The sequence below is a fragment of the Aquidulcibacter sp. genome (assembly GCF_044346625.1).
In the GTDB taxonomy this organism is placed as follows: Bacteria; Pseudomonadota; Alphaproteobacteria; order Caulobacterales; family Aquidulcibacteraceae; genus Aquidulcibacter.
The window spans coordinates 1-18,345 of record NZ_JBIIYV010000056.1 but is presented as its reverse complement, the minus strand read 5'-3'; the positions used below and the strand labels follow the sequence as shown (position 1 = coordinate 18,345).

At 57.2% G+C, this 18,345-nt stretch carries 12 protein-coding genes; 6 read left to right on the top strand and 6 right to left on the bottom strand.

Translation table 11 applies throughout. The features are described from left to right. Positions 1 to 239: 239 nt before the first annotated feature. From ACIQ20_RS12635 to ACIQ20_RS12615, 5 genes are read right to left on the bottom strand one after another with little or no spacing between them, the layout of a single operon-like run. Complete coding sequence (locus ACIQ20_RS12635) at positions 240 to 1,214, bottom strand: glycerophosphodiester phosphodiesterase family protein (RefSeq protein WP_395780820.1); 975 nt, start codon at positions 1,212 to 1,214, stop codon at positions 240 to 242. A 35-nt stretch (positions 1,215 to 1,249) separates the two neighbouring features. Then, a complete protein-coding gene (gene apaG, locus ACIQ20_RS12630; RefSeq protein WP_395780818.1) occupies positions 1,250 to 1,648 on the bottom strand; it encodes a Co2+/Mg2+ efflux protein ApaG in 399 nt (132 codons plus the stop codon). A 42-nt stretch (positions 1,649 to 1,690) separates the two neighbouring features. Further along, a complete protein-coding gene (locus ACIQ20_RS12625) occupies positions 1,691 to 3,121 on the bottom strand; it encodes an aldehyde dehydrogenase family protein (protein WP_395780816.1) in 1,431 nt (476 codons plus the stop codon). A gap of 1 nt (position 3,122) precedes the next feature. Continuing rightward, complete coding sequence (locus tag ACIQ20_RS12620; RefSeq protein WP_395780814.1) at positions 3,123 to 4,193, bottom strand: 2'-deoxycytidine 5'-triphosphate deaminase domain-containing protein; 1,071 nt, start codon at positions 4,191 to 4,193, stop codon at positions 3,123 to 3,125. Positions 4,194 to 4,219: 26 nt separating this feature from the next. Then, positions 4,220 to 5,074 (bottom strand): TIGR01459 family HAD-type hydrolase, encoded by an 855-nt coding sequence (locus ACIQ20_RS12615; protein WP_395780812.1) that lies wholly within the window; start codon positions 5,072 to 5,074, stop codon positions 4,220 to 4,222. Between the two features lie 482 nt (positions 5,075 to 5,556). On the opposite strand from ACIQ20_RS12615, the gene acnA reads away from it, so the two are divergent. The 5 genes from acnA (at position 5,557) to ACIQ20_RS12590 (ending at position 14,347) form a co-directional block, all read left to right on the top strand. Further along, complete coding sequence (gene acnA, locus ACIQ20_RS12610; protein ID WP_395780810.1) at positions 5,557 to 8,241, top strand: aconitate hydratase AcnA; 2,685 nt, start codon at positions 5,557 to 5,559, stop codon at positions 8,239 to 8,241. A gap of 244 nt (positions 8,242 to 8,485) precedes the next feature. Further along, positions 8,486 to 9,370, top strand: coding sequence for an RNA polymerase sigma factor RpoH (rpoH, locus tag ACIQ20_RS12605; RefSeq protein WP_395780808.1), 885 nt, complete (start codon positions 8,486 to 8,488; stop codon positions 9,368 to 9,370). A gap of 117 nt (positions 9,371 to 9,487) precedes the next feature. After that, the gene (locus ACIQ20_RS12600; RefSeq protein ID WP_395780806.1) at positions 9,488 to 10,651 is read left to right on the top strand and encodes an arabinogalactan endo-beta-1,4-galactanase; all 1,164 of its coding nucleotides are present in this window, start codon (positions 9,488 to 9,490) and stop codon (positions 10,649 to 10,651) included. A 137-nt stretch (positions 10,652 to 10,788) separates the two neighbouring features. Continuing rightward, positions 10,789 to 12,507: an ATP-binding protein gene (locus ACIQ20_RS12595; RefSeq protein ID WP_395780804.1), complete on the top strand. Its 1,719-nt coding sequence runs from the start codon at positions 10,789 to 10,791 to the stop codon at positions 12,505 to 12,507. A gap of 43 nt (positions 12,508 to 12,550) precedes the next feature. Next, complete coding sequence (locus tag ACIQ20_RS12590; protein WP_395780802.1) at positions 12,551 to 14,347, top strand: AmpG family muropeptide MFS transporter; 1,797 nt, start codon at positions 12,551 to 12,553, stop codon at positions 14,345 to 14,347. Here ACIQ20_RS12590 and ACIQ20_RS12585 read toward each other — a convergent pair. Then, positions 14,344 to 15,792 carry a sensor histidine kinase gene (locus ACIQ20_RS12585; RefSeq protein ID WP_395780800.1) on the bottom strand — a complete coding sequence of 483 codons (1,449 nt, stop codon included), beginning with the start codon at positions 15,790 to 15,792 and terminating at the stop codon, positions 14,344 to 14,346. The two genes, ACIQ20_RS12590 and ACIQ20_RS12585, sit on opposite strands and share 4 nt — an antisense overlap. Before the next feature lie 230 nt (positions 15,793 to 16,022). Here ACIQ20_RS12585 and ACIQ20_RS12580 point away from each other — a divergent pair, with 230 nt between their 5' ends. Further along, on the top strand, positions 16,023 to 18,209 hold the full coding sequence (locus tag ACIQ20_RS12580) for a TonB-dependent receptor family protein (protein ID WP_395780798.1): 2,187 nt from the start codon (positions 16,023 to 16,025) through the stop codon (positions 18,207 to 18,209). Positions 18,210 to 18,345 lie beyond the last annotated feature (136 nt).

The following is an 18,345-nucleotide window of genomic DNA, read 5'->3' as shown; positions in this document are numbered from 1 at the left end:
AACGCCAAACCCAAAATGGTCGCCCTCAACGCCCTCATGCGAAAACTCATCACCCAACTCAACGCCATGATGCGAGACCACACAGACTGGGCAAAAACCACTCCATCTTAAACACGGTTGCTCTCCCAGAGGGCGAGGGGCTATAGTGCCCCCTCAATTCACACTACGAATCTCAAACGGGCTGTCGAGCGAAAAGGCTGGGACTTGGGCTTCGAAGGTTTCGTCGTCGTCGGTCTGCGCTACTTTCCAGCCAGCGCCGGGGCAATAATCTCGACAGCGTCCGTCCAAACCCCAACACCCTCTGGCAGGCCCTTTAGGAGGGCTGGATCATTCAAACCGGCCAAAGAGGATTGAGAATTCTTAGGCACCGGCCCAACCAGATAGACTTGGCTGCCCGCCTTTGCCATGCGCTTCGCAAAACTAGACCGCCACCCCCAAATGAGGCCAGTATGGCTGTGGGGCACCAAGATGACGCTGCGCTTGCAAGCTTTAGGCACAAAACCCGACCATCCCCAAAACACGTATGACTTCAGGCAATCTGCGACCTGCTTTTTGGAAAAGCCACGATATGCTGGCCCCACCGCTAGTAAATAGGCTGCAACCGGCACCTCGTGGCCATAGACCATCACACGATCTGGGCTGACCCCGCGCTTTGCCAAATAAGCGGCTAGCTTGCGACCTTCTTCTGGGTCTCGGCTCTTGATATTGATCAGGACTTGCGTGCTGGGCAGCGCGTTCAGCACCTCCTCCAAATTCACCAGCAGGCCAAGCCCCTTACCCCGCAAAGGAAAGCTCGCGCCTTGATCGGCTGTGTAGCCATAACCAACGTCTAATCCACGCAGATAAGCCATCGTATGGCTCCGCGTGACGCCGCTGCCATTGGTGCGACAGTCCAAGGTCCAGTCATGAAACACGGCAAAATCGCCATCGGTGGTGGGATGCACATCCACCTCGATCACGTCTGCGCCAAGCGCTACCGTGGCCTGAACCGACGGGATGGTGTTTTCCATGAACGCGTGTGTGGGCGGATTAATGCGGCTGGCAGTGCAGGTGTCGCGCTCAAGCCCCTCACGAGCATAGGTCTGGTGTACGCCTCGATGGGCCAAGATTGGGTGAGATTCTGGCGGAGTTTTCTGGGCGGCTAATGGGGAAACAATACCAAATGCAAGGAAGCATCCCAAACCAAGTAGAAATGCAAACTGGGGCTTCTTCATCTGGACCTCACGTCACTTTTTTGAGGCCCCCACCCCTAATTCACACTACGGATTTCAAACGGGCTGTCGAGCGAAAAGGCTGGGACTTGGGCTTCGAAGGTTTCGCCATTGTCGGTCTGCATCAGATAGCTACCCATCATCAAGCCAGAGGGCGTCGAAAGGGGGCAGCCTGAGGTGTAGGTGAAACTGTCGCCCTCACGCAGGATGGGTTGTTCGCCAACAACACCTGGGCCTTGCACCACCTGGGTGACGCCGTGATGGTCGATAATCTTCCACGTCCGCGCGGTCAGTTGCACCGTCTGTTCCGACATATTGGCGATCTCAACCGTATAGGCCCACATGAAATCATTCTCCGCGGGATCAGATTGATCGTCGAGGAAAACCGGCGTCACCTGAATGCGGACACCGCGGGTCGTGGCAGAATATTGGGTCATGGCCTGCCTATAATGCCCATCGCGCTTGCGTGCATCCCTTGCTTACAGATCAAATACAACGCCTTGCGCTAAGGGCAAGGTAGTGGAGTAATTGATCGTTTGGGTCTGGCGGATCATATAGGCTTTCCAAGCATCAGAGCCTGCTTCACGGCCCCCGCCTGTCTCTTTCTCACCGCCAAAAGCGCCACCAATTTCCGCGCCCGACGTACCGATATTGACGTTGGCGATTCCGCAATCCGAGCCTGCATGCGACAAGAAAGTTTCAGCCTCACGCAGATCAGTCGTGAAGATAGACGACGACAGACCTTGGGGCACATCATTTTGAATGGCGATGGCCTCAGCCAAGGTTTCAGCCTCCACCACATAGAGGATGGGGGCAAAGGTCTCGGTTTGCATGATGGCGGTTTGGGCGCGCATCTCGACCAGTGCAGGCTGGACATAATTGCCGTGCAAAGGCTGACCACCCACCAGCACGCGCCCGCCTTCAGCTTGAGCGGTCTCTAGAGCGCGGATCATGGTTGTGACGGCGTCTGCATCAATCAGCGGACCAATCAGGGTTTCGGGTTTGCGCGGATCGCCAATCGGCAGGCTTTTGTAGGCGCGGACCAAGCGCTGGATCAGGTCTTGCTTGATATCGGGGTGCACGATCAAGCGGCGCAACGTGGTGCAGCGCTGGCCCGCGGTGCCGACGGCGGAAAACACAATGGCGCGTACGGCAAGGTCCAGATCGGCACTAGGCCGCACAATCATCGCGCCATTGCCGCCCAGCTCCAACAAGCTGCGCTTGAGGTGTGTCGCACACGCTTTCGCCACTTCACGACCCATGCGGGTGGAGCCTGTCGCCGACACCAGCCGGATCAGCGGATGCTCAACAAGTTCTGCCCCGATCTTCGCATCACCTTGCAGCACTTGGATCAGGCCGGCGGGGGCCTCGACGCCAAATTGCGCAACCGCGCGGTTGAAGATGGCACAGGTTATTTGTGCACAAAGCGGGGTCTTTTCCGACGGCTTCCAGATGACGGGATCACCGCATACCAGTGCCAGCATGGCATTCCACGCAAACACGGCGACGGGGAAGTTAAACGCGCTGATGACCAGCACGGGACCTAAGGGCTTCCAGCGTTCCAACAAATGATGACCCGGCCGCTCGGACGCCAAGGTCAAGCCCGCCAATTGCCGCGACAGGCCAACCGCATAATCGGCCATGTCGATCATTTCTTGCACTTCGCCCAAGGCTTCAGGCCGGGTCTTGCCCGCTTCCAGCGTCACCATATCGGCGAGCTCTTGCTTGCGGGCACGCAATTCTTGCCCCCATAAGCGCACCAACTCCCCCCGCCGGGGTGCCGGAACAGCGCGCCAAGCGACATAGGCGGCTTGCGCGATCTCACAAGCTTCACGGCAGTCTTCCGGCGAAGCGGAGGGCACTTCACCCAGTTTCTGGCCGTCTATGGGAGAGATGGAGGCGATCAACATGCTAGGACCATGGTTCAAACAGTTTCGATAATTTCAGGCTCTGGCCCTGATAATGGCTGCCGACATCGCCGTAAAAGGCCTCTGGGGCCGACGATAAGGGCTCGTAAATCAGGCGGGCCACGGGCTGATTATGCTCGAGCACAAAGGGTACATCCCGGCCGCGCACTTCGAGCACGCCCCGCGCACCTGCACTGCCATGATCTTTCGCGCCAAAGCCCGGATCAAAGAAGCCTGCGTAATGGGCGCGGAATTCACCGAGGTCTTCCGCCGTCGCCACCATTTCTGCGGCGACATCTTTCGGGATCGAGAGACCCGACTGACTGGCCAGAATGTAAAACTCACCGGGGTCCAACACCAAGCGACCATCACGCGCCGTTAAGGGCTCAAACCAATCACGCGGTGCGTGGCCGCCCACTTTGGCGAGGTCCAGCAAGGGCGCATGGCGCCGTGCACGATAGCCGATAACAGGGCCAAGGGAGTCGTGGGATAGGTCGAGGTTCAGATCGAGGCGTTGTAGCGTCGGGGTTTGACCCTTCTTCAAGCGAAGCTGGGCCAAGCGGTCACCCGGGCGGGCGAGGATGGAGAAGGTACGCGGGCAAATCTCAACCCACAGCGGGCCTTGATAGCCAGCGCGCACGCGGTCAAAGCTGGTCGCGCCATCTGCAATTACGCGAACAAACACATCGATCCGTCCGGTGGAGCTTTTAGGATTAGCTAGCGCAAACACCGTCTCAGGCAGCGCAAGGCTCTCCTGCAAGGGGGCCAGATAGACGCAGCCTGTCTCCAGCACCGCGCCTTCGCGCAGATCGAGCTTATGCAGCACCAAATCACTCTCGCTCAAGCGCTGCGAAACTGTGCGGCCTTGACCCGGCAAGAAGCTGGCGCGGACACGATAGGCAAAGTCACCCAAGCGCAAGTCGAGGCTGGCGGGCTGGATTTGTTTGTCGGCAAAAGGGGTAGCGGCCGTGATGGCACCGCCATCGGCCAAGGCCTGCAAGATATGGTCGGGCAAAACCCCGTCAGCGATGGAATCGATCATGCCACCTGCATAGCGGGTTTGAGGCGCTTTCACTACGCCCTTGAACGGGCGCTGCTGGCCTAAGCCAGTTCGGCGATCGCCCAGCGCGCGTCGACGCGGTAGGAAGCGAGGAAAGCCTCAACCTTCGCACCATCCAACCCGTCGGCATTGGAAAGCTCTGCTGCGTGGATGCCGCCTGCGACAAACAAGCAGTCCAGTTTTTGCCCATGCGCACCCGCCACATCGGTCTGCACGCCGTCGCCGATACATAACAGGCGCTCGCGCGCGAGTGGTTTGCCTGCGAGGCGTTCGGCCTCTGCAATCGTCAGGTCATAGATCGGCGCATAGGGCTTGCCCGCCATGATGACGGGGCCACCCAATTCTTCATAAATGTCAGCCAAGGCCCCCGCGCACGGGATCAAATGACCACCAAATTGCACCACCCGGTCTGGATTGGCGCAGATGAAAGGCAGGTTGCGGGCGGCCAATCCTGCCAGCTCATCGCGATAGCTTTCCGGCGGCTCACTCAAATCATCGCGCAGACCGGTGCAGATGACATAATCAGCGGTCTCAGCAGGGCGGAAGTCGACCGGCAGGCCTTCATACAGGCCCTCGTCCTTGGATGGGCCAATTTTATAGCCACGTGGACCACGCTTTTCGATCTCTGCCCGCGTGGCGTCGCCTGAGGTCACAATCGCATCCCACGCATCGCGGCGCACATGCAGCGCCTCCAATTGTTTCGGGATGACAGTGGATGGACGCGGCGCGTTGGAGATTAGCACAACCGGCTTACCTAACTCGCGAAATGCCGCCAACGCATTACATCCGGCTTGATAAGCCGCCCGCCCATTATGGATCACCCCCCATACGTCACACAGGACGGCGTCATAATGATCAGCAATATCGGCGAGGGCATGGATGATTCGTACAGTCATGGCTCCTGATACTGCGACTTGATGACAAGGTCGAGAATGGCGTGTGTGGGAGAGGGGCTTGATGGCTTCTTGTATGGCCAAAGTTTACTGCAGGGACGCTTTGAGTGCCCACCCCTTCACCGGCTTCGCCGCGAGCGGGGAAGCGGCAGCGGAAGCAGTTGGGACACGCCGCTTCCCCATTCATGGGGTATCGGCGTATACGCCGATGTGTCCCGAAGGGACTGAAGGGGTACTTTCCGCGAAGGAACCCAGTCTAGGCTAACGTCACCCGCGAAAACACACCCAAAACCCTGAAACCCGCCATAGACCTTTAACCATTTCCGCGCTAAAGCAGCCGCGCTGCCGGACACGGTGGCGAACCGCCGGTCGATACGCCGCTCACAAGCGCGCGACCCTTGCGGGCGAAATTTGGTTTGCTTGTTAGCCTCTGGTTAAGGGCAATCCAGTGATGATCAACTCGCTCGAACAAAGGACGGCTTACCATGCCCTCACTCAATAGTTTTAAATCACGCCAGACTCTAAATGTCGGCGACAAGACCTATGTTTATTATTCTCTCGAAGCCGCTTCAAAAAACGGTCTAGGCGATGTTTCTAAACTACCCGTGACTTTGAAGATCTTGCTTGAAAACCTGTTGCGCGCCGAAGATGGCGTCACGGTGACCAAGGCCGATATCGAAGCGGTCGCCAAATGGGTGGAGAATAAAGGCAAGATCGAACACGAGATCGCCTTCCGCCCTGCCCGCGTGCTCATGCAAGACTTCACCGGCGTTCCTGCCGTGGTCGATCTGGCCGCGATGCGCGATGCCGCAGCGGCGCTGGGTTCCAACCCAGAGAAGGTCAATCCACTGATCCCCGTCGACCTCGTGATCGACCACTCGGTCATGGTGGACTATGCCGGCAAGGGCGACAGCTTCGCCAAGAACGTTGACCTTGAATATGACCGCAATGGCGAGCGCTATGAATTCCTGCGTTGGGGTCAAAGCGCGTTTAAGAACTTCCGTGTAGTGCCTCCCGGCACCGGCATCTGCCACCAAGTGAACCTCGAATATCTGGCCCAAACCGTTTGGACCGCTGAAGATGGCAGCGATGAAGTCGCCTATCCTGACAGCGTCGTGGGCACCGACAGCCACACCACCATGATCAATGGCTTGGCCGTTCTGGGCTGGGGCGTTGGCGGTATTGAAGCTGAAGCAGCGATGCTGGGCCAGCCCATCTCCATGCTGATCCCTGAAGTCGTTGGCTTTAAACTCGACGGCAAATTGCCTGAAGGGGCCACCGCGACCGACCTCGTGCTGACCGTCACACAGATGCTGCGCAAAAAAGGCGTTGTTGGCAAGTTCGTCGAATTCTTTGGCCCGGGCCTTGATTCTATGACTTTGGAAGACCGCGCCACCATCGCCAATATGGCCCCTGAATATGGCGCGACCTGTGGCTTCTTCCCGGTGGCCGAAGACACAATCAACTTCCTGCGCTCCACCGGCCGCGATGCAGCCCGTGTGGCTTTGGTTGAGGCCTATGCCAAAGCCAATATGATGTGGAAGCATGATGCGGGTCAGCCCGTATTCACCGACGAATTGGGCTTAGATTTGGGCAGCGTTCAGCCCTCACTAGCCGGGCCCAAGCGCCCACAAGACCGCGTCTTGGTGGCCGATGCTGCAACCGCATTCAAAACCGCACTCGAAGGCGAATTTGGTAAAGCTGGCGAAGTGGCCAAGCGCGTTGGCGTGGAAGGTCACAATCACGACCTCGGCCATGGTGACGTCGTGATTGCTGCGATCACTTCCTGCACCAATACCTCTAATCCTTCAGTACTGATCGCTGCAGGCCTTGTGGCCCGCAAGGCCCGCGCCAAGGGCCTGACCGTCAAGCCTTGGGTGAAAACCTCACTCGCACCTGGCTCGCAAGTCGTCACCGATTATCTAACCCAGTCCGGCCTTCAATCTGATTTGGACGCCATGGGCTTCAACCTGGTTGGCTATGGTTGCACCACCTGTATCGGTAACTCTGGCCCACTGCCGGAAGAAATCACGAAGGCCATCGTGGCCGGTGATTTGGTTGCTGCCTCTGTGCTGTCGGGCAACCGTAACTTTGAAGGCCGCGTCAACCCAGACACACGCGCCAATTATCTGGCCTCGCCGCCACTGGTTGTCGCCTATGCGTTGGCCGGCTCGATGCAGATTGACCTCAACAAGGAGCCGCTGGGCGCCGGCACGGATGGCCAGCCTGTCTATCTAAAAGACGTGTGGCCAACATCTGCCGAAGTTTCGGCCATCATGCGCGAATATGTGACGGCAGAGATGTTTGCCCGTCGCTATGCCGATGTGTTCAAGGGCGACGTGAATTGGCAGGCGATCCAAGTCTCAGGCGGCCAAACCTATAATTGGCCCGCCAAGTCGACCTATGTTGCCAACCCGCCTTACTTTGAAGGCATGACCATGACGCCAAAGGGTGTGGAAGACATTCTGCACGCCCGCGTCTTGGGTCTGTTTGGCGACAGCATCACCACCGATCACATCTCGCCCGCAGGCTCGATCAAAGCGTCGAGCCCCGCAGGCAAGTTCCTGACCGAAAATGGCGTCTCCGCCATCGACTTCAACTCCTACGGCGCGCGCCGTGGCCACCATGAAGTCATGATGCGCGGCACCTTCGCCAACATCCGCATCAAGAACCAAATGGTTCCAGGTGTTGAAGGTGGCGTCACCAAGCATTGGCCAGATGGCGAAGTTATGCCGATCTATGATGCCGCCATGCTCTATAAGGATGCCGGCACGCCGCTGGTGATCTTTGCAGGCAAGGAATATGGCACGGGCTCGTCACGCGACTGGGCAGCTAAAGGCACCAATCTTCTAGGCGTCCGGGCTGTCGTCACCGAGAGCTTTGAGCGTATTCACCGTTCGAACCTGATCGGCATGGGCGTTCTACCATTCCAGTTCCGCGATGGCGTGACGTGGGCCAGCCTCAATCTGGTCGGCGATGAAATGGTGTCCATCTATGGCATCAATGACATCGCGCCCCGCAAAGAGATGGAAGTCGAAATCCGCCGCGCCGATGGCACGGTGGTGATTGCACCGGTCATCAGCCGCATCGATACGGCCAACGAGCTCGATTACTACTTCTCGGGCGGCATCATGCAGTTCGTGCTGCGCCAATTGGCCCGCGCGGCTTAAGCCATCAAATCCAGCTAGGAATGGGGCCTTCTGACTTCGTCAGAGGGCCCTTTTTCATGCTGCATCAGCACTTCTAATCCAAGGCATGACCAAACCTTACCAATCATTCATCAGGTGGGGCCTTTATTTTGCCCAAGCGCACTCCTAAGTGGAGTCTCGAACGCCGGAACGGGAACCAAATCCCTGCCCCGACGCTCCTACTATTACCCGACTTACAAGGGTAATTCTTTTGGGGAGTGGATATATGACTCGCGCACTCGCGCTTAATGTTGGGCCAGAACTGGGCCTTCAGCGGTATCTCACAGAGATCCGTAAATTTCCTATGCTGCACAAGGACGAGGAATATATGCTCGCCAAACGCTGGCGTGAGCATGAAGATACCGGTGCGGCTGAAAAGCTGGTGACCAGCCATTTGCGCCTCGTGGCGAAGATGGCGATGGGCTATCGCGGCTATGGCCTGCCTGTGGCGGAAGTGATTTCTGAAGGCAATATCGGCCTGATGCAGGCGGTTAAAAAGTTTGACCCTGAAAAGGGCTTCCGCTTGGCAACCTATGCTATGTGGTGGATCCGCGCCTCGATTCAGGAATATGTGCTGCGCTCGTGGTCCTTGGTCAAAATGGGCACGACCGCTGCGCAGAAGAAGCTGTTCTTCAATCTCCGCCGCATGAAATCCAAAATGCAGGCGATCGAAGAAGGCGATCTGAAGCCGGATGACGTAACTTACATCGCGACCCAATTGGCCGTGACGAAGGACGAAGTCATCTCGATGAACCGTCGCTTGTCGGGCCCTGACGCCTCGCTCAACGTTCGCGTGGGCGAGGATGGTGGCGGCGAATGGCAGGATTGGCTGGCTTCGGATGATGAAAGCGCTGAGACCGAATATGCCGAGCGCGAAGAGCATGACGAGCGCATGATCTTGCTGAACCAAGCCTTGTCGACCTTAAACGAACGCGAACAGCATATCATCCGCGAGCGTCGCTTGCGCGATGACCCTGTGACGCTGGAAGACCTCGCTGATCAATATGGCGTCAGCCGCGAGCGCATCCGTCAAATCGAAGTGCGGGCGTTTGAAAAAATGCAAGCCGCGATCAAAAAGGCAGCGCTTGAGAATGGCTTGATCGCCGCCTGATTTTGGTAGGCGCAACAGCTTATCCGCTCTATCTGACTCAGATAGAGCGGGCATTGCTTGAAATTATTGCACACCAAGGCATTGAATGGTCATCTAGCCGCTCAAAGGAGTAGCTGCATGACTTTTTCTAGGCGAGGTGCGCTGGCCGCAGGGCTTGGACTTCTAACTTCCAGCGGGCTTGTTCGTCCAGGCTTTGCGGCGTCGGCTCAACAGCCCAATCACTCCGATTTCTACTTCGGCGCGGACCTGTCTTATGTGAATGAGATGGAAGATTGCGGCGCAGTCTATCGCCAAGGTGGCAAGCGCGTTGACCCGTATCAATTGTTTGCCGAAACGGGCCATAATCTGGTGCGGCTGCGCTTATGGAATAATCCAAACTGGACGACCTACAGCACTTTTGACGATGTGCGCCGGTCGATGCGTCGGGCCAAGGCGAGCGGGCAAGAGGTCCTGTTGGACTTTCACTATTCCGACGATTGGGCTGATGGCGACAAGCAATGGATCCCAAAGGCTTGGGAAAACATTCCAACTACAGAAGGCCTAGCCGCTGCCGTCTATCAATTCACCTTTGACACCCTCACAAAGCTCGCCAGCGAAGGCTTGATGCCGCACATGGTCCAAGTCGGCAACGAAACCAATAAGGAAATGATGGGCCGTAAAGATTGGAAGTGGGAGACCCGCTCCACCGATTGGGTCCGCAATGCCGCTTTGTTCAACGCCGGGATCAAAGCTGTGCGCGATGCCGGCAAGGCCACAGGTACCGAACCTAAAATCGTGCTGCACATTGCCCAGCCCGAAAATGCAGAACCATGGTTTGCCAAGGCCGCTGAGGCTGGCGTAACCGACTTTGACTATATCGGCCTGTCTTATTACCGGAAATGGTCGACACAGGGCCTAGATGGGCTCAATGCAACCATCACTCGCCTCAGTGCCACCTATAAGGCCAAGGTGATTGTGGTTGAAACCTCTTATCCTTGGACCAATGAGGGGGCTGATGAGGCCGTAAATCTTCTGGGTCCGGACACCTTGATCAAGGAATATCCCGCCACACCGAATGACCAATTGCGCTATCTGGTCGACCTGACCCAAGGGGTGATCAGCCATGGTGGTGTCGGCGTGGTCTATTGGGAGCCCGCTTGGGTCTCAACCTCTTGCAAAACCCGATGGGGCACAGGTTCGCATTGGGAGAATGCGACCTTCTTTGACTTCAAGCGCGGCAATGAGGCCCTGCCCGCGTTTGGCTATATCCGCCATTCTTATGTTTGGCCGAAGAAGCCTTAAAGCGCGTTTTGATCCTTTGGATCAAAGTTGCGCGGCAAGTCCAAATAAGAGCGCGTTTTGATCCCACGGGATCAAAGTTGCGCGACAATCTAAGTCGAAGCAGCCATTCCTTAACCCCTATCGGTTAGAGTGGGGGTATGACAAACATGACTTTCGCTCTGAGCGACTTGCCCGATTGCGCCATTCTTGCCAGCAAAAATGGCCGCGTTTTAGAAGCGAATGACCTAGCTTCGCAACGATTTGGCGAGCAAGTGGCCATGGGTGCCTTCGCCCCTTGGTATGAAGCCCGATTTGGCTGGATGATCCAAGAGCGCGAAGATGGCAGTCAATTGGGCTTGTTCCGCCCTGATGCCGACGAAACGGCGCGCGGCAAGACCATGTTGTTTGCCACCCTGAGCCACGAAATCCGTACGCCTTTGAACGGGATTTTGGGCATGGCGGGCCTATTGGGCATGAGTGAACTGACCAGTGCACAGCGTTCTTGGCTTGGTGCGGTCACCGATTCTGGCCAACATTTGTTGGCACTCCTCAACGATATTCTCGATTATGCCAAGCTGGAAAGTGGCAAGATCGAGCTAGAGACCATGGTCTTCAATCCGGCAAAAACGCTGCAATCGGTCGCCGAACTTTGCTCGCCACGGGCGCACGAAAAGGCGCTGGAAATCGTCCTGGTTGTTGCTCCAAATGTACCGGTCGAAGTGGCCGGTGACGATGGGCGCCTGCGTCAGATCATTTTGAACTTGGCCTCAAACGCCGTGAAATTCACCCAAGACGGTGGCGTTCTGCTGCGTTTGGAAGCCACGGGCGTGAACCGTCTGCGCTTTAGCGTGGAAGATACGGGCATTGGCATTCCGGTCGACAAGATGGAACGCGTCTTTGAAGAATTCCAACAAGCCGATTCCTCGCACTCACGCCGCTTTGGCGGCACGGGTCTGGGCCTTGCCATCGTGAAGAAGCTGACCATGGCTTTGGGGGGCACGGTTAGCCTGAAGAGCCGTGAAGGCGGCGGCAGCGTGTTCTGGATTGATATTCCTTTTGAGACGATAACCCCAGCACCTGCCCCCAGCCAGCGCCTGACGGGGAGAACCATCGCAATCCAAAGCCAGTCCACCCTTCTGGTCGAAGCCCTTACTTTGGCACTGGAAGATGAGGGCGCACGGGTCAAGCAAGTCACAACGCCGCGCCAAGCCAAAGAGGCCAGTGTGATCCTGCTCGATCACCATACCGATACCGTGCACGCAGCCCCTTGGCTGAAATGTGCGAGCCCGGTTGTGGCGCTGATCCCGCAAGAGCGCCGTGACCTGATTGATGATTATCGTGCCAAGGGTGCAATCGGCTATCTGATCAAGCCTTTGCGCACTGCCTCTTTGATCGAACGGGTTGCCTTAGCAGCTGGCGAAGGCGTGGATACGCGGCCTGTGGTCGCCAATGACGAGCGCGCGGATACTACACCTATCGCGATTGGGTTGCGCGTCCTTTTGGCCGAAGACAATCCAATCAATGCGCTCTTGGCGAAATCGCTTCTGGTCCGCAATGGCTGCCATGTCGTGGCCGTTGGCAATGGGGCAGAAGCTTTTGCGGCCATACAAGACGCGCCCTATGATCTGGTCCTTATGGACGTACACATGCCAGTTATGGACGGGTTTGAAGCCACCTGCGCCATCCGCGCCTTGGGTGGCCGCTTCTTGGAGACACCCATTATCGCGCTGACAGCAGCAGCCATGGAAGAAGACCGCCGTGCCTGCAAAAATGCCGGCATGAACGACTTCATCACCAAGCCGCTCGACCCAGCTATGTTGTCCTCTGTATTAGAGCGCTGGACGAATGCCACCAGACAGGCCACTTTCGCCGCCTGATTAGGGACCGCTTTCTGAGGTCCTGATCCTTGTGAGGACCTTCATGGCTGGCAAATCCGCTAACAAACCGGAATTAGAACTTGGTGCCGACGATAAAGTAGGCGTTGGTGCCTTTTTCGAACGGCCTTCATTGGTCATGTTCGGCTTGGGTTTTGCAGCCGGTATGCCCAATCAATTGGCGGGCATCGCCCTATTCATCTGGCTGCGTGAAGCCGGGGCGTCGTTAGCTCTGATCGGGTTGATGGGGCTCGTCACTCTCACCTATGCGCTAAAGTTTCTGTGGGCCCCCTTGGTCGACCGGGTCGCGATCCCTGTTTTGGATAAGGCTTTAGGCCGCCGCCGGGCTTGGATGCTATTGACCCAAGCCATTGTCATTGTCGGTCTGTTGTTGATGGCAACCAATGACCCTGCCCTGGCCTTCACGAAAGAAGGTGATGCCACCGCTGCCTTTATCCCGTTTGCGGCCTTTGCTGTGCTGATTGCTTTGGCAGGCGCCACGCAAGATATTGCGATTGATGCCTGGCGTATTGAAGTGGCCCGCGATGCTAACCGCTTGGGCGTTTTGACCGCAACCTATCAATGGGGCTACCGGGTCGCGATTCTGTTGGCCGGAGCGCTGCCGCTCTTTGTCGCCCAAGCTCTCAATGGTGACCAATATGGCTGGCTAGGCTGGGCGGCTGCCTATGCCGCGATGGCGGGCTTTATGGGCCTTGCGATCATCTCAACGCTTTTGGCCCCACGCGAAACCACAGCCCCAGCGCCGCGTTGGGTTGCCCCCGCCGATGTGCCAGACCGTGGCGTGATCGATTATCTGGAATGGGTCGGCCGCATTGCCCTGATGGTGCTGGCAGCCTGTGTGCTGGCCGTGGGGTTAGCTGGGAAGGCCGAGCCCTTAGCGTGGTTGGTCGGCGACCTTTATGGCGGCACAAAGGCCATGAGTGAGGCGCTGGCAGCAAAGCCTTGGGGCGTTTGGCAACAAGTAGGCTATGCACTGATCGGCCTCAGTCTCGTGGTGGTGGCTTGCCTACAAATCCCCCGCGTAAAGACCCGCCCCGGTGCCTATTTCAAAGCAGCCTTGGCAGACCCATTGGCGGACTTCTTCAGCCGCTACAAAGACCTGGCCAGCCTGATCTTGGTGTTCATCTGCGTCTATCGGATAGCAGACTTCGTCCTAAATCTGACCTCAACCATGTATTTGGATGCAGGCTTCTCGAAAGACTCCATTGCGTTTGCGCAAAAATTCTTTGGTGCAGCCATGAGCGCGATTGGTGCAGGCTTAAGCGGTTGGCTGGTCTTAAAGTTTGGTCTGTTCCGCTGCCTCGTCATTGGGGCCTTCTTACAGCCTTTGTCGAACTTGGCGTTCATCGCAATCACGCTTACTGGCCCTAATGTGCCCGCCCTTTATATCGCGATTGGCATCGATAATTTGTCGGGCATGTTCGCGGGCACCTGCCTGATCATGTATATGTCCATGCTGACGAAAGAAGGCTTTACGGCGACCCAATATGCGGTGTTCTCCTCGCTCTATGCGCTACCCGGCAAGATCATCACCGCGCTTTCCGGCCGCGTGATTGAAGGCGCTGCCAAGGCGTCTGAGACGGGTTGCTTGGCCGCTATGAAGCCTTGGTTCAACCATTTGCCGCCAGATGCCTTTGCCGCAGGTGGGGCCAAGCTTGGCGTATCGGGTCAAGCGCTTGCTGCCGGTTACACCGCTTTCTTCTTCTACACGTCCTTGATCGGGATTTTCGGCATCATCATGGCTTTGGTTATCTCCCGCGGTCCAGCCCGGGAAATTCTGGAGCGTGAACAACGGGACGAAGCAGAGGTCGAAGGCGCTTAAGCGGCACTCGCCTCCGGATCGGCCTTTTCCGCCGATACTTGCACGATGAAGTCGGTGCCCGACGGCCCCGTCGAGGCCAAGACAATATCGCCACCGTTGAGGCGCGCAAGCTCGCGCGCGATGGCGAGACCAAGTCCTGTCCCACCTGTTAGCCCGCTGCCAGCAAACGGCATGAACAAATTATCCTGCACGCGTTTAGGCAAACCGGGCCCTGTATCGACGACATGCAGGTCAATCCGGTCGCCTTCGACGGCCGCATGGGCATGGATCGTGCCCGGCTTGCCGGATTGGGCGATAGCTTGAGCGGCATTGCGGATGAGGTTGGTCAGGATACGATGCAAATGCTCGCCATCGATTTCGATCTCAAGGTCGTTTGGAACATCATGCTGCCAAGGCACGGTTAGGCCTGCCAAGGCTTCTTCTGCCGCATCATCCAACGCATCAGACAGATAGAGGAGCTCAGTTTCAGGCGGGCGTTCTTGTGCTTTCCCAAACGCCAAAGTCGATTGCGCTAAATTGACCGCCCGTTGCAACGCCCGTTCAAGCCGGGGTGCTGTTGCCCGCACAACCGGATCATCTACCGAAGCCAGGCGCTCACTCACCAATTGCGCCGCACCCAGTGAATGGCGCAGATCGTGGGAGATTTTGGAGACCGCAAGCCCCAATTGCGCCAAGCGATCCTTCTGAAGGAAGGCCTGCCGCACGGTGTCTTGCATGGAAGAAAAAGCAACTTCGGCTTGGCCAATTTCGTCCGACCGCCCTGAGGGCACAAGCGCGCGGCTCGCATCGGTTGGTGCAGTGCTGAAGCGAGAAATTGCGCGCGTCAACCGCCGCATTGGCCGCACAAAACCATCGGCCAAGGCGGCATAAATCAGCGCTCCAATGGTCAAGGACAAAGCTAAGGACGCAAACAATACCTGCCAAGTCGACCGCATCAGCGAGTCTTTGAGAGGTGCTTCTGCAACAATGACTTCAAGCTTGATGGCCGCATTGGTCTGCGGCCGCCCAACGATGCGAAGGTATCGACCTTCAGGCGCTGCATAGGCTTCCAACACGCCTGAAAGCGATCGGCCTATGGTTTGGGCTTCAGGATCAATGTCAATGATCGTGCCTTGCGGCGGTGTGCCCATAATGAGCAGACGGACATCATTCTGGATAATCGTCACCGACTGGATTTCGGCCGCGCGCACTAGTTCAGACGTGCGTCCCCCCATCAGACCATCGCTGTCCGGCGCGGTTCCGGCCAAAGCGACAATCTCGGCCGTATTGAGACGACTAACGATCCATTCGTCGCGTAGGCTCGCCATGGTTGGCAAGAAAAATAAGGCTTCTGTCAAAAGGATAAAGCCCGCGCCAATGGTCAACAGCCGCGCGGTCAAGCCATCTTTGGGCTTAAACTCGGTGGGAGTCGTCGACGTTGCCGCCTCAAGGCTATCTCTTGGCACGTTTAAGGTCACTTGTGTCGCACGCTCATTTTCAAAAAAGCTTCCTGTGACCAAAGAGGTAAAGCACCAAACGCGGCACGCGCCCCTTTAAATGTGGGATCATGGGGCACTTGTCACCCCCCTAACTTGCCTCTGTTCATAGAGAGGAAACCCTGAAAAAGCCAGTGATGACTGTAATTTACGATTTTGCCTAGTTGTTTTTGCAAATCATTCGCAATATGAAACTAAGAATGAGTATCACTATAAACAAGACAGCCCGCAACTTCTCCCACCTTACAACTGCACTGTGCGTCGGCGGCCTCGCTGCCCTTGCCCCGCTTATGGCATCTGCCGAAGAGGGTGCCCCTGTAGAGACCATTATTGTCATTGGACAAAAGGAAGCTTTGCGAAACATTGCAGGCTCTGGTGCCACGATTGAGCAAGCCGATCTGGTTCGTGCGCGCGTCTTGTCCGTCAATGAAGCGCTGCGCCAAGTGCCGGGTGTCTTTGCCCGCGATGAGGAAGGCATGGGCCTGCGCCCCAATATTGGCATTCGGGGCCTATCGCCGACACGCTCAAGCAAAGTCCTACTCTTGGAAGATGGCCTGCCGCTGAGCTTTGCGCCTTATGGCGACAATGCCACTTATTATCACCCACCCATCCGCCGCTATAGCCGGATCGAAATCCTCAAAGGCGCAAGCCAAATCCGCTTTGGCCCCAACACCGTCGGCGGTGTGATCAATTATGTGACCCCGCCTGCACCCGAGGCCTTTGAAGGCCAAGCGACGTGGGCGGCGGGTTCAGATGGCTATTTGGAAGCTGACCTCAATCTTGGTGGCCCCATCGCGGGCATGCGCGCCCTCTTCCATGCCAACACAACCCTATCCGATGGCGTACGCGATAATCAGTCCTTGAAGATCAATGACCTCTATCTCAAGCTCGAAAAAAGCTTGGGCGAGCATCATGATTTGACCCTGCGCGTCAGCCGCTATGGCGAAGATAGCCAAGTTACCTATTCAGGCCTCACCCAAGCTGAATATCTGGCCAATCGCCGCCAGAATGCCTTTGTGAATGATGGCTTTGAAGCCGTCCGCGTGGGCTCCTCCCTCTTATGGGCTTGGTCAATCAATGACACGACCACCTTGAAGACTTCGGCCTCTTTTTCGTGGTTCGATCGCGATTGGTGGCGTCAATCGTCCAACTCTGCCCAGCGCCCCAATGATGCGTCGGACCCATCTTGCGCCAGCATGGCCAACCTCTTGACCACCTGCGGCAATGAGGGCCGTCTGCGTGAGTATCACACCTATGGCCTTGAAAGCCGTTTGAGCCAGAGTGGCGAGATCGGCAGCGTGCGGTTTGAGAGCGAATACGGCATCCGCTACAATGATGAGCGGCAGAACCGCCTGCAAATCAATTCCGACACCCCAACAGGCCGCACGCCGGGCACCAGCGTGAATGCCGGCGTGCGTGAAAATAATTTGCGCTATCTGCAAGCTTGGTCGGGCTTTGCCACCACCAAGGCGAGCATCGGGGCTTGGACGATTTCGCCGGGGCTGCGCTATGAGCATATTGATCTTGAAAGGCTCAATCGCCTCAATCCGGCAAGCCCTGTGCGCGGCAAGGATCAGGTCAAAGAATGGATACCAGGCCTTGGCGTCTCTTACCGGATAAGCCCCAGATTTGCGGCCTATATCGGCGTACATGAGGGCTTCTCCCCACCGCGCGTCGAGGACGCAATCAACAACACGACGGGCTCATCCATCAATCTGGACGCTGAAACCAGCACCAATTGGGAAGCAGGCCTGCGTGGCGATGTCACCAAGGGCGTAGCGGTCGATTTGACCTGGTTCCGCATGGACTTTGACAATCAGATTGTCCCAAGCTCCGTCGCGGGCGGGGCCGGTGCTACGCTGACGAGCGCCGGTGAGACGCTACACCAAGGCTTTGAGGCTTCATTGCGTGGCTCACTCGCCGATATGGGCCTGATGACCAGCGGCAATGACCTTTATTTCCGCGCCGCGCTGACCCATGTGGCCGACGCCAGCTATGTCGGCACGCGCTTTTCAGGTGTGTCGGGCAATAGTACGCGGTCGGTGACCGGCAACCGCGTACCTTATGCGCCCGAATGGCTGATCAATGCTGCCATTGGCTATCGCCTCGGCACGATGGGTGAGTTTCAAGTCGAATATGTCCGCACCGACGAGATGTTCACCGACGACCTCAACACCGTCGCCCCAACGGCGGATGGGCAACGCGGCTTGATCAAGGCCGCCGACATCTGGAACCTAACGCTGAACATCCACCCCGAAAGCTGGCCGCTGGGCGCCTATATCGCCGTCAAAAATGCCGGTGATGCCCGCTTCATCGTCGACCGCTCACGCGGCATCTTGCCGGGCGCACCACGGCAGGTGCAGTTTGGGTTGACGAAGGCGTTTTAGGGGGGGCTTCCGTCAGGAATGTACCAAGGGCAAACAAACCGTAAGGGTTTCTTTGACTTGGAACGCCTCAATGCGTCGCTTCGCTTGCCTTGAAGCCGCCCGAGAATTCTTTTTGCGCAAGCTGGGGTGTCAAGGG